The following is a 24,831-nucleotide window of genomic DNA, read 5'->3' on the forward strand; positions in this document are numbered from 1 at the left end:
CTCCTTTTGTGTATTTCTTCGGCGCCTCGCATCGCTCAGGCCGGAAGGTCCAGCACTTGCCGCGCGAGGATGTTGCGCTGTATCTCGTTGGTGCCGCCGTAGATCATTGCGGCCGTCGAGCCGATGAGCGGCGAGAGCACGTTGAAGGTCTGCCCGTCGAGCACCTGGTCACCCGCGACCGCGCCCTGCTCTTCGCCAGCCTCGACCAGCAAGGCACCGATGCGGTGGTAGGTCTCGCTCGCCCAGATCTTCAGCAGCGATACGGACGCGGGCAGCGGCTTGCCCGCGCGCACGATGTTGGCGAAGCTGGTGTAGGCGGCGGTCAGGTCGGCCACGTCGAGCCGCAGCGCCGCGAAGCGCTGCGCGAACACCGGGTCCGCAAACAGGCGCCGTGCCTGCGCGAGCCGCGCAAGCTGCCCCAGCGCGTACTGCGACTGTTTGGGGCTGCCGAGGAAGATGCGCTCGAAACCCAGCAGCGCCTTCGCGATCATCCAGCCGCCGTGCAGCTTGCCGACGAGGTTTTCGGCCGGCACACGCACGTTGTCGAAGAACACCTCGCAGAACTCGGGCTCGCCCGCCAGCGTGTGGATCGGCCGCACCGTGATGCCCGGCGTGCGCAGGTCGCACAGGAGGAAGCTGATGCCCTCCTGCTTGCGCGCCGCCTTGTCGGTGCGCACGAGCATGAAGATGTGGTTGGCGTCCTGCGCGAGCGTGGTCCAGATCTTCTGGCCGCTGACGATGAAGTGATCGCTCTCGCCATCACCCTCAGCATCGCGCCCCGCGATGGCCTCGGTGCGCAGGCCCGCGAGGTCGGAGCCGGCATTGGGCTCCGAATAGCCCTGGCACCAGACGTGCTCGCCACTCAGGATGCGCGGCAGAAAGCGCTGTTGCTGTTCGGGCGTGCCGTGCTGGATGAGCAGCGGCCCGATCATCACGATGCCCTGGTCGGGCGCGCGCGCCACGCCGTATTGCTCCAGTTCCTCGATCCACGCGATGAGCTTGTCGGCCGGCAAGCCCATGCCGCCGTGCGCCTGCGGCCAGGCCGGGGCGATCCAGCCCTGCGCGGACAGCGTGAGATACCACTCGCGCACCTCGCTCCATCGCGCGCGGTGCGACAGATAACGCAGTGCCTGCGGATAGCGCTGCTGCAGGAAGCCGCGCACCATGCGGCGGAATTCCGCCTCGGGCATGGCGGACCAGTCGGCGGTGCGGGGGAAGTCGCCGTTCCATGCGGTGGTGCTCGCCGCGGCTTCGCTTTCGCTCGTGAGCGCAGCGTGTCGATGCTGATGCGCGGTGACATTGCCCAGCCACGCCGAGAGGCACAGCACGCGCTTGTAGAACAGGCTCAGGTCGCATTCCTGCGTGTAGCCGATGGCGCCGTGCAACTGCACCGACGTGCGCGAGGCCTGCAGCGCGGCGGCGGTGCAGCGCGCATTGGCGCGGCTCGCCTCGGCTTCGAGCCGGTCCACCGGCAGCCCCGCACCAGCCAGCGCAAGCACTTCGCTCAACGTGGCCTGCGCGACTTCGAGATGGATGAACATGTCGACGCAGCGGTGCTGCAAGGCCTGGAAGCTGCCGATGGGCTTGCCGAATTGCGAGCGCGTGCGCAGGTAGGCCAGCGTCTGGGCCAGCATCGCCTGCCCCGCGCCAAGCAGCTCGGCCGCCTGCAGAATCTGGCCGGCCGCGAGCGCATGGCGCAGCGCCTCTTGCGCGGCCGGCCCTTCGGCCAGCACCGCATCGGGCGGCAGCGCGACCTGCTCGAAGCGCAGGCTCGATGCCTGCCCACCATCGACCAGCGGCACCACGGTTTCGCTCACGCCTTCGGTGCCGCGCGGCACCCAGAGGATCACCGCATCGTCATCGCCGCGCGCCGACACCAGCCAGCCGCTGGCGGCCGCGCCGGGCAGCACCATGAGCTTTTCGCCTTGCAGCAGCACGCCGCCGGCTCGTTCTTCGCAACCGCAGGCGAGCGGCACCGCGCTCAGGTCGCCCGCACTCTCCTGCCACGCCAGTGCGGGCAGGCTGCGGCCTGCAATCAGGTCGGCGAGCAATGCACGGGCGGCGGGCGTGTCCAGCCGCGCCAGCAGCAGCGCGCTGAGACCGGCCACGGCCAGCAGCGGTTCCGGTGCCGCGTGCTCGCCGGCCGCACGCAGGATTTCCGCCGCGCCATCCAGTTCCAGCCCCAGGCCGCCCACGGATTCGGGTGCGAGCATGCCCGCCCAGCCCAACTCCGCGAGCGCGCTCCAGCCCTGCGCTTCGCCGGCATCGGGCCGCTCCATCAACGCGCGCCGTCTTTGCGTGGCACGGCTGCGCACGAAGTAGTCGAGCGCCGCTTCGCGCATTGCCGAGAGTGATTCGATATCCATGGCCGCAGCGTGGCAGAAGACCCCGGCGGGCGGCATTTGCATTTGCCGAAGGGAGGGTTTCGCAATCACGGAGCCGCCTCGCGCGGGACGGGACTAGATTCGGCGCATGACCACCAAGATCAAGAAATCCCTGCACACCGAGCTGGGCCACAGCACCCCCGACAGGATCACCGTGCGCGGGCGCGACCTGCCCTCGGAAATCCTCGGCCACCTGAACCTGGGCGACATGGCCTTCCTGGAGCTCACGGGGCGCATCCCGACGCCGCAGGAATCGGTGACCTTCAACGCCATCGTCGTCACGCTGGTCGAGCATGGCGTGACGCCGAGCGCGTTGGCCGCGCGGCTGACTTATGCAGGCGCCCCCGAAGCGCTGCAGGCCGCGGTCGCCGCAGGCCTGTGCGGCCTCGGCACCGTGTTCGTCGGCAGCACCGAAGGCGCGGCCAAGATGCTGTACGAGGCGATCCCCTTCGGCGAGAAGCCGACCCGCCCGCTGGCCGACATGGCGAAAGACATCGTCGCCGATCACCGCGCCCGCAAGCAGATCGTGCCGGGCCTGGGCCATCCGCTGCACAAGCCCATCGACCCGCGCACGCCGCGCCTGTTCCAGATCGCGGCGGAGAACGGCCTGTCCACCCACTACGTCGCGCTGATGCAGGCGGTGCAGGAGGAGGCCGAGCGCGTCTCGGGCAAGTCGCTGCCGATCAACGCCACGGGCGCCATCGGCGCGATTGCCGCGGAGTTCGGCTTTCCCTGGAAGATCATTCGCGGCATCGGCGTGATGGCACGCGCCATCGGCCTGGTGGGCCACATCCTGGAGGAGATCGACGACCCGATGGCCATCGAGATCTGGCAGCGCGTGGAAAAGGAAGCCGGCGGCCCTCGCCAGGATTGAAGAAGAAAAGAAGCAACGACCGATGAACAACGCCAACGACAAGAGCTTCCCCGACATCCGCGACGCCGTGCGCGACCTGTGCGCGCAGTTCCCCAACGAATACTTCCGCAAGATCGACGAGGCCCGCGGCTACCCCGCCGAATTCGTCGATGCGCTCACCAAGGCCGGCTGGATGGCCGCGCTGATCCCGCAAGAGTACGGCGGCTCCGGCCTCGGCCTCACCGAGGCCTCGGTCATCATGGAAGAGATCAACCGCTGCGGCGGCAACTCCGGCGCCTGCCACGGCCAGATGTACAACATGGGCACACTGCTGCGCCACGGCAGCGAGGCGCAGAAGCGCGAATACCTGCCGCGCATCGCGACCGGCGAGCTGCGCCTGCAGTCGATGGGCGTGACAGAGCCCAGCACCGGCACCGACACCACCAAGATCAAGACCACCGCCGTGAAGAAAGGCGACCGCTATGTGATCAACGGGCAGAAGGTGTGGATCTCGCGCATCCAGCATTCGGACCTGATGATCCTGCTCGCACGCACCACGCCGCTCGCGGACGTGAAGAAGAAATCCGAGGGCATGTCGATCTTCATCGTCGATCTGCGCGAAGCCATCGGCAAGGGGATGACGGTGCGGCCGATCCTCAACATGGTCAACCACGAAACCAACGAGCTGTTCTTCGAGAACCTGGAGATCCCGGCCGAGAACCTGATCGGCGTGGAAGGCCAGGGCTTCAAGTACATCCTGGACGGGCTCAACGCCGAGCGCACGCTGATCGCGGCTGAATGCATTGGCGATGGCTACTGGTTCATCGACAAGGTGACGGCGTACACGAAGGAGCGCGTCGTCTTCGGCCGCCCCATCGGCCAGAACCAGGGCGTGCAGTTTCCGATTGCCGAGGCGTTCATCGAGATCGAAGCGGCGAACCTCATGCGTTACGAAGCCTGCCGCCTGTTCGATGCGCACGAGCCCTGCGGCGCGCAGGCCAACATGGCGAAGTACCTCGCGGCCAAGGCGAGCTGGGAGGCGGCCAATGCGTGCCTTCAATTCCATGGCGGCTTCGGCTTCGCTTGCGAATACGACATCGAACGCAAGTTCCGCGAGACGCGGCTGTATCAGGTGGCGCCGATCTCGACCAACCTCATCCTGAGCTACGTCGCCGAACACATGCTCGGCCTGCCCCGCTCGTTCTGAAGGGACCGCACCCATGACCGATTCGAACCATCCGAGCAAGGTGCTCGCCACCTTCGCCGCCGACCTGAAGTTCGCGGACATTCCCGCCCCCGTGCTCCGCCGCACCGAAGACCTGATGCTCGACTGGCTCGGTTCGGTGCTCGCGGCCCGCACTGCGCGGCCGATACGCAGCATCGAGCGCTTCGCGCAAATGATGGGCCCCGCCGATGGACCGAGCGAAATACTGACTTCACGCCGCACCAGTTCGCCGGTGTTCGCCGCGCTCGTCAACGCCGCAGCCTCGCACTTCGTGGAGCAGGACGACGTGCACAACGGCTCGGTGTTTCACCCCGCAGCCGTGGTCATCGCGCCCGCACTCGCGGTGGCGCAGAGCATCGGTGCAAGCGGCGCGCAACTGCTGACCGCCGTGGTCGCCGGCTACGAAGTCGGCATCCGCGTCGGCGAGTTCCTGGGGCGCTCGCACTACAAGACCTTTCACACCACGGCGACGGCCGGAACGATCGCCGCCGCGGCGGCCGTGGGTCGCCTGCTCGACCTCACGCCGCAGCAGATGCTGCACGCCTTCGGTTCGGCCGGTACGCAATCGGCCGGCGTGTGGGAGTTCCTGCGCGATGCGGCGGACTCCAAGCAACTGCACTGCGCACATGCAGCGGCCAGCGGCTTGATGTCGGCGTACCTCGCGCAGGATGGTTTCACCGGCGCAGCGAAGATCCTCGAAGGCGCGCAAGGCCTGGGCGTCGGCATGTCGAGCGACGCCGATCCCGCGAAGCTCACAGATGGTCTCGGCACCCGCTGGGCACTCGCCGAGACCTCGTTCAAGTACCACGCCTCCTGCCGTCACACCCACCCCGCCGCCGATGCGCTGCTGCAGGTCATGACACAGAACAAGCTGAAGCACAGCGACGTGGCCCGCGTCACCACGCACGTGCACCAGGGCGCCATCGACGTGCTGGGCCGCGTGACCGTGCCCGCGACGGTGCACCAGGGCAAGTTCTCGATGGGCACAGTGCTCGGCCTGATCGCGGTGCATGGCCGCGCAGGCCTGGGCGAATTCGACCGCGACTTTCTCGCGCCCGAGGTCGCAGGCTTCCGCGACAAGGTGGCGATGCAGCTCGACACCGAAGTCGACACCGCCTACCCCGCCCGCTGGATCGGCAAGGTCAGCGTGGAGACCGCCGACGGCCGCACGCTGCAAGGTCGCGTGGACGAGCCCAAGGGCGACCCGGGCAACAGCCTGAGCCGTGCGGAGATCGAGGACAAGATGCAGCGCCTCGCGCACTACGGCGAAGGCGCCACGGCCGACGAAGCGAAGGCGATGTGCCAGCGCATCTGGCAGCTGGCCGATGCGCCGAAGGTCGGTCGTCTGCTCGGCTGAACGGGTTCAGGCGAACAGGCGCCCGTGGCCGGGCGAGCGCGCATCGAGCCCGGCCCTGCGCACGAGGTCCCAGAAACCTGCGGGCGAACTGGAGACCACCGGCACCTTCAGCAGGGCCTCGACCTCGCGCACCGCGTCGAGCGTGACCAGCCCGCCACACGAAATCAGGATGCCGTCCGCCCCCGGCTGCGCCTCGAACACCTTCCGGCTCAGATCCACCAGCACCTGCGTCGACACCGTGCCGACTTCCTGCACATCGGAGATCGAAAGGCCTTCGAGGGCCAGCGGTTCGAAGTCGTTCTGTTCGAGATAGCGCCGCAACTGAACATTGACCTCGTCGATGTACGCCGTGGCCACCGCCACGCGCCGCACGTTCAGGCTGCGAAGCCCTGCGACGATGGCGTTGCTCATGGTGGTGCAGGGCAGCCCGGTGGCGCGCGCCATCTCCACTTCCAGTTGCCGGTTGAACGCAGCGCCGCGAAAGAAGCTCAGCGACGTGCCCATGAGCGACACGGCGCTCACGCCATCGGCCTTGAGTTCCAGCGCCTTGCCGATCACCGAGTCGATGACCTCGGTGTAGCCGCGCGTGGAGATCTCGCCGAGGCCCAGGCCCCGCGCGCTGAAGCGGATGCGGTCGCCGTACAGCAGCGGGCCGTCTACCGGTACTGCGCCGGCTGCGGGTGGCACGATCAAGCCGAGATGTTCCACATCAGCCTCCTTCCGCAACGATCCGCTGCTCCGTGATGATCCGTTTCCACCGCACCGTTTCATCGGCCATGTCCTTGCCCAACTGGGCAGGCGTGGCATAGGCACGCAGCGTGCCCTGCGCAGCCGCCGCAGCGCCGGCTTCCGGCGTATCGAGCACCGCCTTCACCGCTGCAGACAACTTCTCGACGATCTCGTTCGGCGTCCCAGCCGGTGCGAGCACGAAGATGCGCGGCGCCACGTCGAAACCCGGCAACGCATCGGCCAGCGGCGCAACACTCTCCGCGCCTTCGAGCTTCGCGTTGTTCATCAACGCTACCGCGCGCAGCTTGCCCGCCTTGGCCTGCGCCATCGCAGCCGTCGCGCTGACCACCCCGATGGGCACCTGCCCACCGATCACGTCGGGCACGATCTGCGCCGCGCCCCGGTACGGCACGTGCACCACGAAACTCCCCGTGGACTGTTTGAGCATCTCGAAGCCCAGGTGCTGCACCGTGCCCACACCCGATGTGGCGAAGGAGAAACGCCCCGGGTTCGCCTTGAGCTGCGCGACCAGTTCGGCCGGCGTCTTCGCGGGAAAGTCGTTGCCGGTGACGATCATCAGCGGCGAGATGAAGGCGCCCGCCACCGGCTTGAAGCTGGTCAGCGGATCGATCGCGATCTTCGGCTGCAGCAGCTTGGCGATCAACAGCGCGCTGTCGCCCATCATCAGCGTGTAGCCGTCGGGTGCAGCCTTGGCGACGAGGTCGGCGGCGATGAGTCCGGTGGCGCCGGAGCGGTTCTCCACGATCACCTGCTGGCCCAGCACCGTGGACAGGCGTGAACTCAGGAGCCGCGCCACGGCATCGACGCCGCCGCCGGCCGAGTAGCCCACGATGAGGCGAATGGGCTTGTCGGGGTACTTCTGCGCCCAGGCCGCGGGCACGGCGAGCGCGCCCGCAAGGCCCAGGGCCATCGCTGCGCGCAACGCACGCCGGCGGGCGGGGCGAATCGCTTGTCTGGTGTTCATCGTGTCTCCGTTTTCTTTTTTCTGGAACCGCCGGCGACTCAGGCCTTGCCCTTGCCGCGCGAGGTCGGCAGCTTCGCGAGCTCGCGCACGCGCTCCGCATTGGGCGCGAAACCGAGCCCCGGCGTCTCGGGCAGCGTGAGCCAGCCCTGGTCGGGCACCGGCAGACCGTCGAAGATCTGCTCGAGCATCTTCACCGCGACGTAGTGGTATTCGACCAGTCCGCCGTTCGACACGCCCGCATGCAGGTGCATGTTGTGGAAGGGCCAGGCGCCGCCGTTGTCGATGGGCACGTTGAAGGCCTGCGCCATGCCCGCGATCTTCAGGCACTGCGAGTAGCCGCCCGAGATGGTCACGTTGGGCTGCAGCACATCGGCCGCCTGGTTCACCAGCAGGTCGCGAAAGCGGAAGGCCAGGCCTTCGTTCTGGCCGCAGGCGAGCGGGATGCTGGTGCGTGCGCGCAGCTGCGCCATCTGGCGCACGTCGTTCTGCGTGAGCGGTTCCTCGAAGAAGCTGATGCCGTAGGGCTCGATGCGGCGCGCGAGCTCGGTCGCGTGGAACAGGTCGAGGCCGCAGTTGGCGTCGACGTACAGCTTCACCTCGGGGCCGACGGCTTCGCGCACGGCCGCCACGCGGCGCACGTCTTCGGCGATGACTTCATCGATGGGCCGCGGCTCGTCGCGGCGCGCGAGCGCGTGGCCGCCCACGGTCATCTTCAGGCGCTGGAAGCCCTGCGACACCCAGAGCTTGGCGGCGGCGGCGAGCTGGTCGCGCTCGAAGAAGCCGAAGCCGAAGGTCGCGTACACCGGCACCTTCGAGCGTGCGCCGCCGAGCAGGCGCCACAGCGGCTGGCCGAGCGCCTTGGCCTTGAGGTCCCACAGCGCGATGTCGAGCGCGGCGATGGCGTGGGTCGCGTAGCCGGTCTGGCCGCGCGGCGAGAGCAGCCAGTAGAGCTTGTCCCAGAGGCGCTCGGTGGCCATCGGGTCTTCGCCGATCAATGCGGGGCCGGCCACCTCGCGCACGGCGGCGGCGATGATTTCTTCCTCGGTGATGGCGGTCATGCCATGGCCGACGAGGCCGGTGTCGGTCTCGATCTCCGTGAGGCACAGCGAGAGCGAGGTCTGCTTGTTCAGGCCCAGCACGTCGATGGTGACGGGAATGTTCAGCGGCGTGGCGCTGACGCGAACGATCTTCAAGGCTGTCTCCTTTGGTATGCACGCATCTTTGCGCGCGGTCCACCGGAGAACAATTCGTTTTTGGCGGGTTCGAGCCTTCGCGCGGCGCGAAGGCTCGCGGCTCAATCCGGCTGGCCGAGATGGGCCAGCACCGAGCGCGCAGCCACGGTCAGCTCCTGCTGCCTGCGCACGCACAGCAGGTGGCGGCGCATGGCCCACGGTGCATCGAGCTTCAGGCAGCGCAGCTTCAATATCTGCAGCTGCGGCAGGATGGCCGCATAGGGCAGCACGCCGATGCCGACGCCCTGCTCCACCATGCGGCAGACCATGTCGAAGCTGCCCACCTGCATGCGCACCTTGAGCGGCACCTGCGCCTCGAGCGCGGCGCTCAGCAGCACGCGATGCAGCGCCGTGCCTTCGCGCACCACGATATGGTCGTGGCGCAGCACCTCTTCCACGCCGATGCGTTTTCGGCGCCCGAGCGGATGGTCGCGCGCCACCACCACGGCCAGTTCGTCGGTGCGGTACGGCAGGCATTCGAGGGTCTCGGCGGGCGTGTTGCCCTCGATCACGCCGATGTCGGCCAGGCCGGCCTGCACCGCCTTCACCACCTCGGTGCTGGCGCGCTCCTGCAGGTCGATCTTGAGCACCGGGTGCAGCCGCAGGAACGAGCCGATCTGCGCCGGAAGAAACTGCGCGATGGTCGACGCATTGGCCGTGATGCTGACCACGCCCGCCACGCCGTTCTGGAAGTCGTCGAGTTCGGCGCCGAGCCGGTCCATGGCCGAGAGCACGGCGCGCGCATGCAGCAGCAGCCCGTGGCCCGCCGAGGTGAGCGTGACGCCGCGCGCATGGCGCACCAGGAGCGGCAGCCGCGCGCGGGCTTCGAGGTCGGAGATGCGTTTGCTCGCGGCGGCGAGCGCGATGTGGCAGCGCTTTGCACCTTCGCTGATGCTGCCGTGGTCGGCCACGGCCACGAAGAGGCGCAGCGATTTCAGGTCGGCCGACATGCGGAGGGTTCAGGAAGCGACGAGATGGTCGAACAGTTCGCGCGCCGAGGCCGGCAGCTGCTCGCGATTGCGCGCAATGAGCTTGAGCTCCCGCTCCGCCCATGCATCGCTCAGCGCGACAGTCGCGATCCGCATCGCCATCGACAGCCGCTGCGCCGACGAGGCCGGCAGCACGCCGACGCCCACGCCCGCTTCGATCATCAGACAGATCGCCTCGAAGCTGCTGACCTGGATGCGCGGGTTGAAACCGCGCCCCGCCAGCTCCGCGCGCCTCTGCAGGAAGCGATGGATCGCGCTGCCGTGGTGCAGGCCCACGTGCTGCTCGTCGAGCGTGTCGGCAAAGGCCACGGAGGGCGCGCCGGCCAGGTGATGCGTCTTCGGCACCACCAGCACAAGCTGGTTGCTGCCGAAGGCGCGTGCGTCGAAATCGCCGGTGTGCACGTCGCCCGCGAGGATGCCGATGTCGGCCTCGCCATCGGCCACCGCGCGCACGATCTCTTCGCTCAGGTATTCGCGCAGGTCCACCTGCACGGCCGGATGCTGCGTGAGAAAGCCCGCGAGCTTCTGCGGCAGGTACTCGGTGATCGAGGTGGTGTTGGCGAACACGCGCACATGGCCCTTGATGCCCTTGCCGAAGTCCTGCATGTCGCAGCGCAGGTGCTCCATCTGCTGCATCACCCGCTTGGCGTGGTAGAGCACCGCCTGCCCCGCGGCCGTGAGGCTCACGCCCTGCGCGCTGCGGTGCAGCAGCTTGCCGCCCACGGCCTCCTCCATCTGCTTGATGCGGGTAGAGGCGGCGGCCAGCGAGATGCAGGCCTTCTCGGCGCCGCGCGTGAGGCTGCGCGCATCCGCCACGTAGACGAACAGTTTCAGGTCGAACAGGTCGAAATGCAGATTCACCGGGCGGGCACGAAGGAAGCAGGAGGAACGCGCATTGTCCGGCGAACGGCGCCACCCGCACCCGCTTGCGGGTTTGTCCTCATGTCCTCAAACAGGGTCCCAGCTGAACACGTCCGCCGAGCGGTCCAGCGGATAGAAGCTCGCGCGCATCGCGGGCATGGCGTGCTCGGCGATGCTCTGCGGTGTCCAGCCCTCCGAGCGATGCACCGAGCGCACCGGCCGCGGCTGGCTGATGAGCGAAATCTCGTTGTTGCGCACCGAGAAGATCTGCCCGTTGACCGCGCCCGCCGCATCGCTCGCGAGGTACACCGCGAGCGGCGCGACCTTGGCCGGCGTCATCTGCTTGATCTTGTCGACGCGGGCGCGCTGCTCGTCGGTGTCGGTGGGAATCGCGCCGATCATGCGGCTCCAGGCGAAGGGCGCGATGCAGTTGGAGCGCACGTTGAATTTCAGCATGTCGAGCGCAATGGATTTCGAGAGCGCGACGATGCCGAGCTTGGCGGCGGCGTAGTTGGCCTGCCCGAAGTTGCCGATGAGGCCCGAGGTCGAGGTCATGTGCACCATCGCGCCCGCGTTCTGTTCCTTGAAATGCGTCGCGGCCGCGCGGCTCACGTAGTAGGCGCCGTAGAGGTGCACCTTGAGCACCGCGTCCCATTCGTCGACCGACATCTTGTGGAAGAAGCGGTCGCGCAGGATGCCGGCGTTGTTGACCACCGCATCGATGCGGCCGAAGCTCTCGACGGCGCATTCGACGATGCGTGCGGCGCTGGCGGCATCGGCCACGCTGTCGGTGTTGGGCACGGCCTCGCCGCCTGCGGCGCGAATCTCGTCGACCACCTGCTGCGCCGGGCCGGCACTTCCGCCTGCACCGTCGAGCGCCGCGCCGATGTCGTTCACCACCACCTTCGCGCCGTTCTTCGCCATGGCGAGCGCGATGTCGCGCCCGATGCCGCCGCCCGCGCCGGTGACGACGACCACTTTTCCTTCAACCATTTTTGTCTCTGCTCCGGATGTTCGTTCGACCGCGGGTTCGCGGGGTCGATCCAGAATGCCACAGCGAGTGGGGAGCGAGTTTCTGATTTCCGAAGAGGGGCTTCGCGAAGCGCGAGCGTCAAGGCATCGGTGCGCTGTCAGTGCTGCGTGGCGGGCATGGCGCCGCCGACCAGCCCCGAATGCCGCGCCGCCGCCGCATCGACGTCGCCGGGCGCGTCCAGCAACGGCCCCTGCAGGAACGCCGCCAGCACATCGTTGCTCGCGGCCTGGCTGCGGGCCGGGCCGCGCGATCCGCCGATCAGTACGGTGATGGCAAAACGCGCCGGTGCCGACAGGTATAGCGGCACGTCGGTGAAGCTGTAGTGATTGGCCCCGGCGATCTGGTAGCGGTATCCGCCGGCGCGCAAGTGGTGCACGAGCGCGAGGTTGCCTTGCAGGTAGTTCTGCGAATGCCGGGTCTCGCGGTGGTCGCTTTCCAGCAGCAGGAACGGCACCGGCATCGGGTCGGTGGCCGCGCGGCCGTACAGGGTGCCGTCGAGGTTGGCGACGGCGCGGATGCGCGCATCGCCCATGGCCGCCTCGACCGCGCTGGCGCCGCCGAAGGAATGGCCGATCGCGGCGATGCGCTGCGGATCGAGCCGCGGCGACAGGCGCGCACCGAACGCATCCGGCCGGCCAACCCGATCGGCGACGTAGCGCAGGTCCGCCGCCCGCACGGCCTGCTGTGCGCTCATGTAGTGCGTGCGGTCAGGGTCGTCGGGCAGGAAGCGCTCGATGGGTGTCGCCAGGCGGCCATCGGCCAGTTCCACGACCGGGGCTTCGCGGGGATGGTCCAGCGCGAGCACGACGAAACCACGGCTCGCCAGATCAGCCAGCAGCCCCGAATAGAACGCCCGCGACGCGCCATAGCCCGGCGAGAACAGCACCACCGGCCAGCGCGCGCGTTGCGTGGCCACCGGCGCGTCGATGCGGGCATGCGTGTCGATGCGGTCGTAGCGCTGCATCACCAGCCCGGGGATCAGCGAGACCCAGGACGGCAGGCGCCCAAGGCCGTCGATGTAGCGCACCCGCGCGCCTTCACCGGGCTCTGCCGGATACCAGGCCTGCACCACGACGTTGCGGTGGTCGTGCGGGTCGTCGGTCGCGGGCTCGTCGCGGTCGGGGTCGATCCACCGGAACACCTGGCTGCCGACCGCGTAGGGGCCGCTCGGCGCGGGCAGTTCCGGCACCGGCAAGAAACTCCACGCGAGCAACGCCCCCATGGCGAGCCCCGCCACGCCGAAGCGCCCCAGCCCTGCGAGCACGCCTTGCGGCGGCGGCCGGCTCCGCCGCCAGGCCAGCACCATCAGCCCCGCGAGCAATGCGTAGATGGCCGCGTACTGCCAATGGAAACCCTCGCGCCAGACCTGCACGAAGCAGGCGACCAGCAGCATCGCCCCCACGGCGGCGATGGCGCGCGGGCCGACCCGCCTCGTCGCCGCCGCGACGAGGGCCAGGGCGACCGCGATCAGGACGATCGCGCCATCCAGCATCGACATCGCCCGCTCAGCCGCCGTACCGGGCCAGCAGGCCCAGCTTCTCGTTCAGCGCGGCCTGGAACTGGTCGCGCTGCGAGGGCACCCACATCGGCGGATCGAACGTGGCGACGATGCGCTGGCTCTCGATGCGGATCGTGCCGGCCAGCGGTTCGCGCACGGCGAAGCTGTCGCCCTGCACGTCCACCTGAAAACCCAGCGCCTCGCCTTCCTTCAGCTGCGCCTTGAGGGTTTCCCGCAACCTGTCCGGGCGCCCGGCGTGCGCAATGGCAAGCTCGATCGGCCGCAGGTCCGGCAGCGGCAGCAGCACCGCGGCGATGACCTTCGACGGCCCGCCCGCATCCGGAAAGCGCAGCCTTGCAGCGGCATCGAGCACCAGCGCGCGGGCCGCGGCGACCTCGTCGTCGGCCGCGTGGCCGCTCCGGGCGGTGACGAAGTTGTCGGTCAGCACATCGACCGACGCCACGCTGCCGTCCGCGGCCACCGCGAGGCGGAAGCTCATCACGCCCTGCACCTCCTTGAAGGGGCGCACCGGTTCGGCAAGGGCGTGATGCAACGCCAGCACGACCTTGCGTGCGGCCGCCGCGTCGAGCGCGCCCGTCACCACCGGCGAGGTGGCGCGCAGATGGCCGACCAGCGCGATGCGTGCCTCCAGCGGGTCCATGCTGCCCTCGATGGTCTGCGTGCCGTGGACGATGCGGTCGTCGAACAGCAGCAGCTGGTTGAACTCGGCCGGCACCAGTTCGTACAGCACCTCACCCTGCACGTGGTGCTTCTTGTAGCTCGGCACGCCGTCGCGCATCAGCAGGGTTTCGCCGCCGGAGAACTTGCGCGTCTGCCAGCGCGTGAGCGAATAGACGAAGCCCCAGGTGCCGTTCTGGAAGTCGCTGTGCAGGCCCAGGGTGCAGCCGTTGACCATGAGATGGAAGTTCGGCGCGCCGGTCGGAAGCATCCCGAGGTGGTCAATGCACCACTGCTTCAGGTGCCGGGTGAAGCGCCCCCACAGCGCCTCGGGAAAGAGCTGCTGCGGCACCGTGCGCAGGTACGTGTACATCTGCGGCTCGCAGAAGTACTGCCACTGCACGGTCTGCTGGTAGGCACTCCTGACCTTGCCGTCGTAGGCCGTGCGCAGGGCTTCGGCCTCGGGGAAGAAGTCGCTCGCGATGTGCTGGCGCTTGATGCTCATTGGGCAGGTTCCGTCTTCGGATGGCCGGGTCTTGCTCCTTCCCCTTCCGGGGGAAGGTTGGGATGGGGGCACGCGGCCTCGAACACCGCGCGGCGATGAAGGCCGCTTGCCCCCACCCCGGCCCTCCCCCGGAAGGGGAGGGAGAAATACAAAGACTCCGAACACGACGCGCGGTCCTTGTCTTGCTCCTTCCCCTTCCGGGGGAAGGCTGGGATGGGGGCTCGCGGCGCTTGCAATGCGGCAGCGCCTGATCGACGGGCGCTTGCCCCCACCCCGGCCCTCCCCCGGAAGGGGAGGGAGAAAGAGAGGAGGCTCATGCCGGCTCTCCAGTGGCGACCGCGGCGTGCTCGCGCATATCCCCCAGCGCAACGCGCACCTGCCGGTTGCCGCTGTACGGCAGGCGCCCGTGGGCCATCAGCAGGTTGTTCACCAGCAGCACGTCGTGGGCCTGGGTGGGAATGTGGATCGCGCACTCGGTCAGCACGCGGTCGATGGTGCGCACCCATGCGGCCGGAATCGGGCTGCCGTCGCCGAAGAACACCGTGCGCGGGTACTGGTCGCGCCGGAAGTGCTTGCTCAGCATGGCATCGACCTGCGTCGGCAGCGCGTCGGGATGGTGCAGCAGGATCTGGTTGAACCAGGCCTCGGAGCCGCGCTCGGGAATCCGCAGCAGCGCGTGGGTGCGGTAGGACACGGTGAGGTCGTTCTCCGAAGCCGCATCGATCTCGTGCCCGGTCGGCGCGATCTTCTCGCGCAGTTCCTGCAGGCTCGCGACCTGGAAGAACTGCTCCCACGAAGCATCCAGGCCGCGGATGAAGCGGCGCCGGTAGACCAGGCCCAGCTCGCGGAAGCGTTCGAGCATCTCCGCGGGCAGGCGTTCGACTACCTGGCGTCCGTCCGACAGGGTCCACTCGCCGCCTTCCGAGGCCGGCTCCAGGCAGAAGAACAACTGGCGAGAGGGCCAGGTCTGGGTGTGCGAGGCCTCGTTGTGAAAGCGGATCTCCAGGTGCTTGGGATACGGCGTCGCGAAGTACACGTTGTCGCTCGCGCTGGCCAGCGGCAGGTCGCCGTAGTGCCGGTAGAGCGCGTCGCAGGCCGAGGCGGCCGAGGCCTCGAAGCCGTCGAGGCCGCCGACGTCGAAATCGCGGAACAGGACATGGCCGTCGGTCCACAGCGCTTCGTCGATGCGGTCGCGGTGCTGGCGGATCCAGGGCGCGAGCGGTTCGCGCGAGGGGGAGGTGATGTGCATGGGCTCGGCTCGCTGTGAAGATGAAAAAACTGAGAAGAGGCCGCTCAGGACATGGCCACGAGAATCCGCCGCGGCCCGTCGAAAGGCAGCCGCCCGTGCGCCGCAAGAACGTTGTCGACCACCAGCAGATCGCCCTGCCGCCAACGGAAGGCGCGCCGCTGCGCACGCAGCACCTCGCGCACGCTGGCCAGCGTGGCGTTGTCGATGCGGCCGCCGTCGCCGTAGTACGCCGCCATCGGCAGGCCGGCCTCGATGCGCGCATCGACGTTGCTCGCCATCGGCGTGTTGGAGGCGTGGAACAGGTGCACCTGGTTGAACCAGACCCGCTCGCCGGTCAGCGGATGCACGCGCGTGGGCGGCCGCCGCTCGTGGATGCGCAGGCCGCCGCCGGGCTGCCATTCGCAGCCGATGTCCATCTCGCGGCAATGGGCCTCGACCTGCGCGCGGTCGTCGGTCTCGAAGGCCTTGCTCCAGGCGTTGTAGCGCGCGTTCGCGGGCGCGAGGTTGCGCACGTACAGGAGCTGGCGGCGCTCGAATGCCTCGACGATGGCGGCCGGCATGGCCTGCAGGATGCGGCGCGAATCGGCCAGCGGCGTCTCGCCGCCCACCTCGGGTTCGGTCGCGCAGAAGAAATACAGCCGCCCGGGCCAGCGCACGCTGTACGACATCTCGTTGTGCAGCGGAATCTCCAGTTGCTTCGGGTACTCGGTCGAGGTGTAGATGCCCTCGGCCACCTGGCTGCGCGGCGACGTGCCACCGGCATAGCCGCGCAGCTGCGGCGTCATCGCTGCGACCACGCGGCGGAAGTCTTCGGCCTCGCGCAGCGGAAAGCCGCGCAGCAGCAGCGCACCGGCGCGCAGCAGCGCGGGCTCCAGACGCGGCATCGCCTGTTCGACCCAGCGCCCGGCATCCGTCACGCCGGGGTCGGCGTGGACGCAATGCGGCAAGCCGCCGGCGATGCCGTCGCCGGCTTCGCGGGGGTCCATGGCGGTTGCGGTCTCGCTCATGCGCATCGCCCCAGGTACCAGTGGCGGCCGACGATCTCGATCACGCGATCGACATGCGGCGGATCGAGGATCGACAGGTGGTCGCTGCCGGGCACATCGAAGCTGCGCAGTTGCGGCGCGTGCCGGCGCCAGGCGTCGGGATCGACGGGTTCGCCGGTGCGCGCACCGGCGACGGCGCGCAGCAGCAACACCAGCCCGCCGAACGCGCCTTCGGGCCGATAGCCGATCGCGCACTGGCGGCAGAACATCTCCAGCACCGGCACGAAGTCCGCCAGCCGCGCGTTGGCCGGCAACAGGCCGGCGCGGCGCATCGCCTCGAAGATCGGCGGCGCCTGTTCACGCGGCGGCAGCGCAGCCAGCGCGTCGGCATCGAGGCCGTGGGGATGCTCGCTCTGCAACGCGATCAACGCGAGGTACTCGTGCAGCGCATGGCCGCGATCGCCGTGGCCTTCCGCGCGCGGCGCGTTGGTGTCGACCAACACCACCGGCGCGACGGCGGCGCCGGTGTCGATCAACTGCCGGGCCGCCTCCAGCGCGACCCAGCCGCCGAACGAATGGCCGATGAGGTGATAAGGCCCTTCGGGCTGCACGGCGCGGATCGCTTCGACGTATCGCCCCGCCGCCGCCTGCAGCGTCGGCGGCTCGCCGTCGCTCCCGAGCAGCGCGGGCGCTTCCAGGCCGATGAAGCTCGCATCGCCGGTGCTGCGCGAAGCGAACTCGAGGAACGAGGTGGCATTCGCGCCCGCGCCCGGCATGCAGAACACCGTGCGCGCCTCTGTGTTGCCACGGCGAATCGTCACTGCGGCGCCCGGCGCGATCTCGGTGGTCCGATTCGGCGTGACGCCGTCGAGGCGCGCGAGGATCGAAGCGATCGCCCCGCCGACCCGTCCGGCGTGCTCGGCCCGCATCATGATGCTCCAGTGATCGCCGCCGACAGGGTGCACCTGCAGGCGGTTGCCGAGCACCCCGCTCCAGCCGTTGGACGGATCGCCCGCATCGCCGGACTGCGCCGCGAACAGGTGCGCGTCGATCGCCAGCGGCTCCGCGTAGTAGCGATGCGCAGCGGCGCGCAGGTTGAACCAGAGCCCGGCGCGCGCGTCGAACTCGGCCGGGCTCATGTCCTTCTTCAGCCAGCCCTCGCTGCGTGCCAGCGCGAGCGCCGAGGGCACGTCTTCGGTCGCCAGAATCCGTTCGATCTCGACCGCCTCGAGCTTGCGCCCGTGGTATTCGGCGAACGCGACCAGCAGCAGCTTCCTGTCTTGCACACCCAGCTCGGACACGCCACGCTCGCCATCGCCGCGGTACCAGCTGTCGATCAGGCCGAGGAACTCGACGCGCTCACCCGCCGCCAGCAGCTGCCGCGCGACTTCGAAGGCCAGCACGCCACCGGCCGACCAGCCCGCGAGGCGGTACGGCCCTTGCGGCAGCGCCTCGCGAATCCGCTGCACATAGCCTGCGGCCAGGTCCTCGAAACGGCTTGCGGCATGCACCGCATCGCGGTCGGCGCGGATGCCGAAGAGGCCCACCTCGGGGTCGATGTGCGCCGCCAGCCGCTCGTACGACAGCACTTCGCCGCTGGGCTCGTGCACGAACACCAGCGGACGCCGCGCACCGCCCTTGCGGATGGTCACCCACTGCGCATTCGCGCTCGCAGCGCCTTCGCGCGGCCTGTCGATCAGTGCCGCCAGCGCACTCAGCTGCTGTGCCAGCAGCACGTCCTGCAGCGCGACCTCGTAGCCCTTCTGCTTCAGCCCCTCGATGACCTGGAACACCATCAGCGAGTAACCGCCCAGGTCGAAGAAGTTGTCGTGGCGACCGATGCGTTCGACGCCGAGCAACTCCGACCAGAGCGCGGCGATGGTGCACTCCGCCTCGCCCTGCGGCGGTGCGTAGCGGCTCGACGCCAGGCCCTGCCCGTCCGGCGCCGGCAGCGCCTGGCGGTCGAGCTTGCCGTTCGGCGTCAGCGGCAGCGCATCGAGGGCGACGAAGGCCGAAGGCAGCATGTACTCGGGCAGATGCGCGGCGAGGCCGGCACGCAGTTGCACCGGGTCCAACGCAGCACCGACCACGTAGGCGACAAGGCGCCTGTCGCCGGGACTGTCCTCGCGCGCGATCACCGCGGCCTCTCGCACGCCCGCCTGCTGCGCCAGGCGCGCTTCGATCTCGCCCAGCTCGATGCGAAAGCCACGCAGCTTGACCTGCGCGTCGTTGCGGCCGAGGTATTCGAGCGTGCCGTCCTCGCGCCAGCGGCCGAGGTCGCCGGTGCGGTACATGCGCGCCTGGGCGTCGCCCGCGAACGGGTCGCGCAGGAAACGTTCGGCGGTGAGCTCCGGCCGCTCGAGATAGCCGCGGGCCACGCCGGCGCCGCCGATATGGATCTCTCCGGCCACGCCGACCGGCACCGGCTGCGCGGCCGCATCGAGCACGTAGATGCGCGCGCCCGGCATGACCTGGCCGATGTGCGGACGGCGCCCGTCGACGATGCCGCAGCTGGCATCGACACTGCATTCGGTCGGGCCGTACATGTTGAAGAACAGGCGCCCGTCGACCGCCGCCAATTCGCGCCACGTGGCCGCGTCGATCGCCTCGCCGCCGAGCAGCAGCTTGCGCAGGCTCGGCGCACGCCCCTGCAGCAGCCCCGCGCCCTGCATCAGGCGCAGGTGCGAGGGCGTGCACTCCATCACCTCGATGCGATGCGCTTCGAGAAAACCGAGCAGTTCCTCCGCACCGAGCCGCGCCGCTTCGGGCAGCAGGAACACGCTGCGGCCGTACGCCAGTTGCCCCCACGCCTTGACCGCCATGTCGAAGCCGAACGAGGCGTTCCACGCGACGCGCCGGCAATCGGGCGCCACGCCGTGGATGCAGGCCTCCATCGCATGGAGGAAATACGCCACGTTGCGGTGCTCGACCATCACCCCCTTGGGCGTGCCGGTCGAACCGGAGGTGTAGATCACGTAGGCCAGGTGCTCGGGCGCGAGGCCGACGTCGGCACGATCCGGGTTGTGGGACGGGGCCAGCGCCCATTCGGGGTGCGCCGCATCGAGCATCACGCGCACGCAGCGCCCGGGGGCCTGCAGGCGCCCGTCCAGCCGCTGCTGGGTCAGCAGCACGACCGCACCGCTGTCGCCGAGCATGTGCGCCAGCCGCTCGTCCGGATAGACCGGGTCCAGCGGCACATAGGCGCCGCCGGCCTTGAGCGTGGCCAGCAGCGCGACGACCAGTTCCAGGCTGCGCTCGGCGCAGATCGCCACGCGGTCATCGGGCTTCACGCCGAGCGCGCGCAGGTGGTGGGCGAGCTGGTTGGCGTGGGCGTTGAGCTCGGCGTAGCTCAAGGTCTCGCCCGCGTATTCGATCGCCTGCGCGTCGGGCCGGCGCGCGGCCTGCGCCTCGATGAGCTCGTGCACCAGCATCGGTTCGGCGGCGGGGGCGTGGCTTTCGTTGAAGCCCTCCACGATCGACGCGCGCTCCTGCGCATCCAGCAGGCCGATGCGATCGACCGGCTGGCTGTCGTCGGCGACCATGGCACGCAGCACCGCCTCCAGGCAGCGCCACTGGCGGCGGACCGTGGCCTCGTCGAACAGCGCGCTGGCGTAGTTGAGCTGGCCGCCGATGCCCTCCTCGCTTTCGCGCAGCTCCAGCGACAGCTCGAACTGCGCGCTGTCGGCGCCGCCGCCCAGGCTCTGCGCCTGCAGGCCGGCCAGGTCGAGCCCGGCCTTGGGCGTGTTGTGCCACGACAGCATGACCTGGAACACCGGATGGTGGGCCAGCGAGCGCGGCGGATTGAGCGCCTCGACCAGCCGCTCGAACGGCACGTCCTGCAGGCTCTGCGCCTGCACCGCGGTCTGCCGCGCCTGGGCCAGCAGCGCCTGCACGCTGGGGCTGCCCGACAGGTCGACCTTCAATGCCTGCGTGTTGATGAAGAAACCGATCAGCGGCTCGACCTCGACGCGGCTGCGGCCCGCATGCGAGCTGCCGATCACGACCTGCTCCTGCCCGCTGAGCCGGGCGAGCACCACCGCCCAGGCCGCGAGCATCGTCATGTACAGCGTGGTGCCGTGGCGCTGGCCGAGCGCACGCAGGCCTTCGCCGAGCGCGGCATCGAGCGCGATGGGGATGTTGGCGCCACGGTAGTCCTGCACCGGCGGACGCGGCCGGTCGGTCGGCAGGTCGAGCAGGGCCGGCGCACCGCGCAGCTGCGCCACCCATTGCTGCAACTGCTGCTGCAGCAGCGGCCCCTGCAGCCACTGGCGCTGCCACATACCGAAGTCGGCGTACTGGATGGCCAGCGGCGGCAGCGGGTCGGGCCGGCCTTCGCGGAAGGCGCGGTACAGCGCCGAGAACTCGTTCGCCAGCACCCCGCCCGACCAGCCGTCGGACACGATGTGGTGCATGGTCACGAGCAGCACGTGGTCGTCCGGGCCCAGCGCGAGCAGGCGGCCGCGGATCAGCGGTCCGAGCGCGAGGTCGAACGGGCGCAGCGCCTCCTCGCGCGCGATGCGTTCCAGTTCGGCGTCGGTGGCGCCGCGCAGGTCTTCATGCCGCAGCGCGAAGCCGCGGGCCTCGTCGATGACCTGAAGGGCCTGCCCGCCGATGCCGACGAAGCGCGTGCGCAGCACCTCGTGGCGCTCGACGATGCGGTCGAATGCGGCCTGCAGCGCCGCGGTGTCGAGCGCACCGCGCAGCCGCACCGCATCGGGCACGTGGTAGGCCTTGCTTGCCTCGGGATCGACCCGCGCGATGAACCACAGGCGCTGCTGCGCGAACGACATCGGCAGCGGCGCCGAGCGGTCGGCGCGGGCGATCGCGCCGAGGGCGTTCTGGCTGGCCTCGGCCACGTCCCGGGCCATGTCGGACAGTTGCGGATGGGTGAAGAGCGCGGGCAACGGAAGTTCGACGCCGAGCCGTTCGCGCAGCTGCGAGACCAGCCGCACCGCGAGCAGCGAGTGCCCGCCGAGCTCGAAGAAGTTGTCATGGCGCCCGACCCGCTCGATGCCCAGCAGCTCGCACCAGATCCGCGCCAGCGTGTCCTCGATCTCGCCGATCGTCGCCTCGTAGGCGCGGTGGACGAAGGCCAGGCCATCGGGCGCGGGCAGCGCCTTGCGGTCGAGCTTGCCGTTCGGAGTCAGCGGCAAGGCCGCGAGCGGCACGAAGGCGCCCGGCAGCATGTGGTCGGGCAACTGTGCGGCCAGGCGCATGCGCAGTTCGGCGGGATCGATGGCCTGTGCATCGCCCACGACGTAGGCGACGAGGCGTTTGTCGCCGGGCACGTCTTCGCGCGCGATCACCGCCACTTCGCGCACGCCGGGCAGCTCGCCCAAGCGCGCCTCGATTTCGCCCGGTTCGACACGGTGTCCGCGGATCTTGACCTGGAAATCGTTGCGGCCGAGGTATGCGATCGTGCCGTCGTCGCGCCAGCGGCCGAGGTCGCCGGTCTTGTACATGCGCGCACCCGCGTCGCCCGCGTCGCCCGCGTCGTTGACGTCACCCGCGAACGGATCGTGCAGGAACCGCTCGGCGCTCGGTTCGGACTGATTCAGGTAGCCGCGCGCGACCTGCACGCCCGCGATGTGGATCTCGCCGGCCACGCCGCGCGGCACCGGCCGGCGCCGTGCGTCGAGCAGGTACAGCCGGCAGTTGTCGACCGGCGCGCCGATCGGCGGCAGGTCGTCCCAGTCTTCGGCCGCGCCGGCGAGCGTGAAGGCGGTGACCACGTGGCTTTCGGTCGGGCCGTAGTGGTTGTGCAGGTTCGCATGGCGGCCATCGAACAGGCGCCGGATGGCGGGCGTGATGCGCAGCTGCTCGCCGGCCACGACCAGGTCGCGCAGCGCAGGCAACGGCGCTTCGCGCTGCGACCACAGTTCGCTCAGGGCGTTGAGCGCGATGCAGGGCAGGAAGAGCCGTTCGATCCGTTGCTCGCCCAGCCAGTCGGCCAGCACGGGCAGGTCGCGGCGCAGCGCGTCGTGCACCAGCACCAGCGTGCCGCCGCCGGCCAGCGTCGAGAAGATTTCCTGGAACGCGACGTCGAAGCCGGGCGCTGCAAACTGCAGCGTGCGCGCCGCGCCCGGCAGCACACCGCGCTGCCACGCCAGCAGGTTGACCAGGCCGCGATGCGGCATCGCCACGCTCTTGGGCCGGCCGGTCGATCCCGAGGTGTAGATGACGTAGGCCAGGTGTTCGCCACGCAGGCCCAGCACCTGCGCCTGCGTCTGTGCCTGCATGTCGGGGCGCTGCGCGGCGGTCTGCGCCCATGGCGCCTGGCCGGTGTCGTCGAGCAGCACGCGTTCGCAGGCCGGTGGCGGGGTCAGGCGCCCGGCCAGCCGCTCCTGCGTGAGCAGCACGCGCGGTGCGCTGTCGCCGAGCATGTGCGCCAGCCGTTCGTCCGGATAGGCCGGGTCCAGCGGCACATAGGCGCCGCCGGCCTTGAGCGTGGCCAGGATCGCGACCACCATCGCCGGGCCGCATTCCAGGCAGATCGCCACGCGCTCGTCGGGGCCGACGCCCAGCGTGCGCAGATGCCGGGCCAGCCGGTTCGCCTCTGCCTCCAGTTCGCCATAGCTCAGCCGCTGCGCGCCGAACTCCAGCGCCGCAGCGGACGGATCGCGCGCGGCCTGGCGCTCGAACAGCGCATGCACCAGTTCGCCATCGGCGCTGTGATCGCGCTGCGTGGCATTGAAGCCGTGCACGACTTCGTCGCGCTCGGCTTGCGGCAGGGTCTCGATCGCGTGCATCGGCGTGTCGGGCGCCCGGTCCAGCGCCTGCACCAGATGCACCAGCGTTTCGCGCACCATCCCGGCAATGCGCGCGGCATTCACGCGCTCGACGATCTCGGCGGTGATGCCGAAGCCCTCGCCGTGGTCATCGACATGCAGCACGAACGGATAGTTGGTGCGGTCGCGGCTCTCGATGTGATGGATGCCGGCGATGCCCTCTTCGCCTCCTGCTGTTTCGTCGCGGCTGTGGCGGTAGTTCAGCAGCGCCGAGAACAGCGGCGTGTTCGCGGCCAGCCCGCTGCAACGCTGCGCCAATGTCAGCGGCGCGTGCTCGTGGCGCAGCAGTTCGGCGAGCGTGGCCGCGGTCTCTTCGAGCGCCGCGGCGGCGCTGCGCCCGTCCAGCCGCACGCGCAGCGGCAGCGTGTTGATGAACATGCCCATCGCGCGATCGGCACCGGCGCCGCCCTGCAGGCGCCCGAACAGCACCGTGCCGAACACCACGTCCTCGCGGCCGCTGCAGCGCCCCAGCACCTGCGCCCACGCGAGGTGGAACACGCAGGCGGGAGCCACGCCGCGCGCCCGCGCAACCCGGCGCAGGTCCGCGCACAGAACCGCCTCGAGCCTGAGCTTCGCCTGCACCGCGTCGCTGCCGTTGCCCTGCACATCTAGCAGGTCGAAGGGCGCGGTCGGCTGGTCGATGTCGCCGAGCATCGTTCGGAAGAACTGCTCGTGCTCGGCCTCGCGCGCCGAGAGCCGCGCCTGCGCGACGAAGTTGCGGAACGGCACCGGCGCGGGCAGCTCGGCGCGGCGCTCCCGCATCACCAGCCCGACCTCGTTCACCAGCAACTCCAGCGTGACGTGGTCCATCACCAGGTGGTGGTAGAGCATCTGCAACAGCCAGCGGCCGCCGGCCGCGTCGAAGGCGGCAACGCCGCGCATCATCGGCGCCTGCCGCACATCGAGCCGGTAGCGGCCCGGCTCGGCGTGGGCCTGCAGGCGCGCCTGCGCGTCGCCGCCGTCGAGTTCCAGCGTCTCCACCTCCAGCCGCGCGCGCCGCCACACCACCTGCACCGGCTCGGGCAGGCCGTCCCATTGCACCGCGGTGCGCAGCACGTCGTGGCGCGCGATCACCTCGTTCATTGCGGCGACGAAGCGGTCGAGCAGCACGCGGCTGTCGAAGCCCATCAGCAGCCGGTTCAGGTAGGCATCGCCCTGCTGCTGCAGCAGGTGATGGAACAGGATGCCCTCCTGCAGCGGCGCGAGCGGATAGATGTCCTGCACGTTGCCGGCCCCGCCCGGCGTGGCGGCGACGATGCGGTCGATCTGCGCCTGCTCGAGCCGCACCAGCGGCAGCATCTGCGGCGTGATCCGCGCCTGCTGTGCCACCGGCGGCGGCGCGGCGTGGTCGCCGTTGGCCGCGACCCAGTTCATCAGCGCCTGCTTGTGCAGCTTCAGCGAGGCCATCACGCCCGGCGTCAGCACGCCGCGCGGCGCCTTGACCACCAACTCGCCCTCTTCGATCCGCGCGTGGACGCG

Annotated in this window: 14 protein-coding genes and 1 pseudogene; 3 read left to right on the forward strand and 12 right to left on the reverse strand. The window is 69.7% G+C overall.

The features are described 5' to 3' along the window. Positions 1–35: 35 nt before the first annotated feature. Positions 36–2,366: an acyl-CoA dehydrogenase gene (locus NU688_RS24745; RefSeq protein WP_257863474.1), complete on the reverse strand. Its 2,331-nt coding sequence runs from the start codon at positions 2,364–2,366 to the stop codon at positions 36–38. A 106-nt stretch (positions 2,367–2,472) separates the two neighbouring features. Between NU688_RS24745 and NU688_RS24750 the strand changes: the two genes are divergently transcribed. From NU688_RS24750 to NU688_RS24760, 3 genes are read left to right on the forward strand one after another with little or no spacing between them, the layout of a single operon-like run. After that, positions 2,473–3,258, forward strand: a complete 786-nt coding sequence (locus NU688_RS24750; protein WP_257863475.1) for a citryl-CoA lyase — start codon at positions 2,473–2,475, stop codon at positions 3,256–3,258. A 22-nt stretch (positions 3,259–3,280) separates the two neighbouring features. Beyond that, a complete protein-coding gene (locus tag NU688_RS24755) occupies positions 3,281–4,444 on the forward strand; it encodes an acyl-CoA dehydrogenase family protein (protein WP_176661520.1) in 1,164 nt (387 codons plus the stop codon). Between the two features lie 13 nt (positions 4,445–4,457). Further along, entirely contained in the window at positions 4,458–5,819 is a 1,362-nt protein-coding gene (locus NU688_RS24760) for an MmgE/PrpD family protein (RefSeq protein WP_257863476.1), read from the forward strand. A 6-nt stretch (positions 5,820–5,825) separates the two neighbouring features. Here NU688_RS24760 and NU688_RS24765 read toward each other — a convergent pair whose 3' ends face one another. The 11 genes and pseudogenes from NU688_RS24765 to NU688_RS24815 form a co-directional block, all read right to left on the reverse strand. Further along, positions 5,826–6,527 carry an arylmalonate decarboxylase gene (locus NU688_RS24765; protein WP_257863477.1) on the reverse strand — a complete coding sequence of 234 codons (702 nt, stop codon included), beginning with the start codon at positions 6,525–6,527 and terminating at the stop codon, positions 5,826–5,828. A 1-nt stretch (position 6,528) separates the two neighbouring features. Beyond that, positions 6,529–7,533: a tripartite tricarboxylate transporter substrate binding protein gene (locus tag NU688_RS24770; RefSeq protein ID WP_257863478.1), complete on the reverse strand. Its 1,005-nt coding sequence runs from the start codon at positions 7,531–7,533 to the stop codon at positions 6,529–6,531. Between the two features lie 38 nt (positions 7,534–7,571). Continuing rightward, a complete protein-coding gene (locus tag NU688_RS24775; RefSeq protein WP_257863479.1) occupies positions 7,572–8,726 on the reverse strand; it encodes a mandelate racemase/muconate lactonizing enzyme family protein in 1,155 nt (384 codons plus the stop codon). Positions 8,727–8,827: 101 nt separating this feature from the next. Beyond that, positions 8,828–9,715: a LysR family transcriptional regulator gene (locus tag NU688_RS24780; RefSeq protein WP_257863480.1), complete on the reverse strand. Its 888-nt coding sequence runs from the start codon at positions 9,713–9,715 to the stop codon at positions 8,828–8,830. A 9-nt stretch (positions 9,716–9,724) separates the two neighbouring features. Next, on the reverse strand, positions 9,725–10,615 hold the full coding sequence (locus tag NU688_RS24785; RefSeq protein ID WP_257863481.1) for a LysR substrate-binding domain-containing protein: 891 nt from the start codon (positions 10,613–10,615) through the stop codon (positions 9,725–9,727). A gap of 87 nt (positions 10,616–10,702) precedes the next feature. Further along, complete coding sequence (locus NU688_RS24790) at positions 10,703–11,608, reverse strand: SDR family NAD(P)-dependent oxidoreductase (protein ID WP_257863482.1); 906 nt, start codon at positions 11,606–11,608, stop codon at positions 10,703–10,705. Between the two features lie 137 nt (positions 11,609–11,745). Beyond that, the gene (locus NU688_RS24795) at positions 11,746–13,041 is read right to left on the reverse strand and encodes a hypothetical protein (protein WP_257863614.1); all 1,296 of its coding nucleotides are present in this window, start codon (positions 13,039–13,041) and stop codon (positions 11,746–11,748) included. Between the two features lie 112 nt (positions 13,042–13,153). Then, the gene (locus NU688_RS24800) at positions 13,154–14,329 is read right to left on the reverse strand and encodes a hypothetical protein (RefSeq protein WP_257863483.1); all 1,176 of its coding nucleotides are present in this window, start codon (positions 14,327–14,329) and stop codon (positions 13,154–13,156) included. Between the two features lie 313 nt (positions 14,330–14,642). Then, positions 14,643–15,578 (reverse strand): TauD/TfdA family dioxygenase, encoded by a 936-nt coding sequence (locus NU688_RS24805; RefSeq protein WP_257863484.1) that lies wholly within the window; start codon positions 15,576–15,578, stop codon positions 14,643–14,645. 44 nt (positions 15,579–15,622) lie between these two features. Further along, complete coding sequence (locus NU688_RS24810) at positions 15,623–16,585, reverse strand: TauD/TfdA family dioxygenase (protein WP_257863485.1); 963 nt, start codon at positions 16,583–16,585, stop codon at positions 15,623–15,625. 41 nt (positions 16,586–16,626) lie between these two features. Then, positions 16,627–24,666, reverse strand: a pseudogene (locus tag NU688_RS24815) (amino acid adenylation domain-containing protein); the annotation flags it as partial. Positions 24,667–24,831 lie beyond the last annotated feature (165 nt).

This window comes from Variovorax sp. ZS18.2.2 (assembly GCF_024701975.1).
Taxonomy (GTDB): Bacteria; Pseudomonadota; Gammaproteobacteria; order Burkholderiales; family Burkholderiaceae_C; genus Variovorax.

What these genes read in the sequence shown, in the direction of transcription:
- NU688_RS24745 (WP_257863474.1), bottom strand. Translation starts at nt 2,366, where the DNA reads ATGGATATCGAATCACTCTCGGCAATGCGCGAAGCGGCGCTCGACTAC.
- NU688_RS24750 (WP_257863475.1), top strand. Translation starts at nt 2,473, where the DNA reads ATGACCACCAAGATCAAGAAATCCCTGCACACCGAGCTGGGCCACAGC.
- NU688_RS24755 (WP_176661520.1), top strand. Translation starts at nt 3,281, where the DNA reads ATGAACAACGCCAACGACAAGAGCTTCCCCGACATCCGCGACGCCGTG.
- NU688_RS24760 (WP_257863476.1), top strand. Translation starts at nt 4,458, where the DNA reads ATGACCGATTCGAACCATCCGAGCAAGGTGCTCGCCACCTTCGCCGCC.
- NU688_RS24770 (WP_257863478.1), bottom strand. Translation starts at nt 7,533, where the DNA reads ATGAACACCAGACAAGCGATTCGCCCCGCCCGCCGGCGTGCGTTGCGC.
- NU688_RS24780 (WP_257863480.1), bottom strand. Translation starts at nt 9,715, where the DNA reads ATGTCGGCCGACCTGAAATCGCTGCGCCTCTTCGTGGCCGTGGCCGAC.
- NU688_RS24790 (WP_257863482.1), bottom strand. Translation starts at nt 11,608, where the DNA reads ATGGTTGAAGGAAAAGTGGTCGTCGTCACCGGCGCGGGCGGCGGCATC.
- NU688_RS24795 (WP_257863614.1), bottom strand. Translation starts at nt 13,041, where the DNA reads ATGCTGCTGGTCGCCTGCTTCGTGCAGGTCTGGCGCGAGGGTTTCCAT.
- NU688_RS24800 (WP_257863483.1), bottom strand. Translation starts at nt 14,329, where the DNA reads ATGAGCATCAAGCGCCAGCACATCGCGAGCGACTTCTTCCCCGAGGCC.
- NU688_RS24805 (WP_257863484.1), bottom strand. Translation starts at nt 15,578, where the DNA reads ATGCACATCACCTCCCCCTCGCGCGAACCGCTCGCGCCCTGGATCCGC.
- NU688_RS24810 (WP_257863485.1), bottom strand. Translation starts at nt 16,585, where the DNA reads ATGAGCGAGACCGCAACCGCCATGGACCCCCGCGAAGCCGGCGACGGC.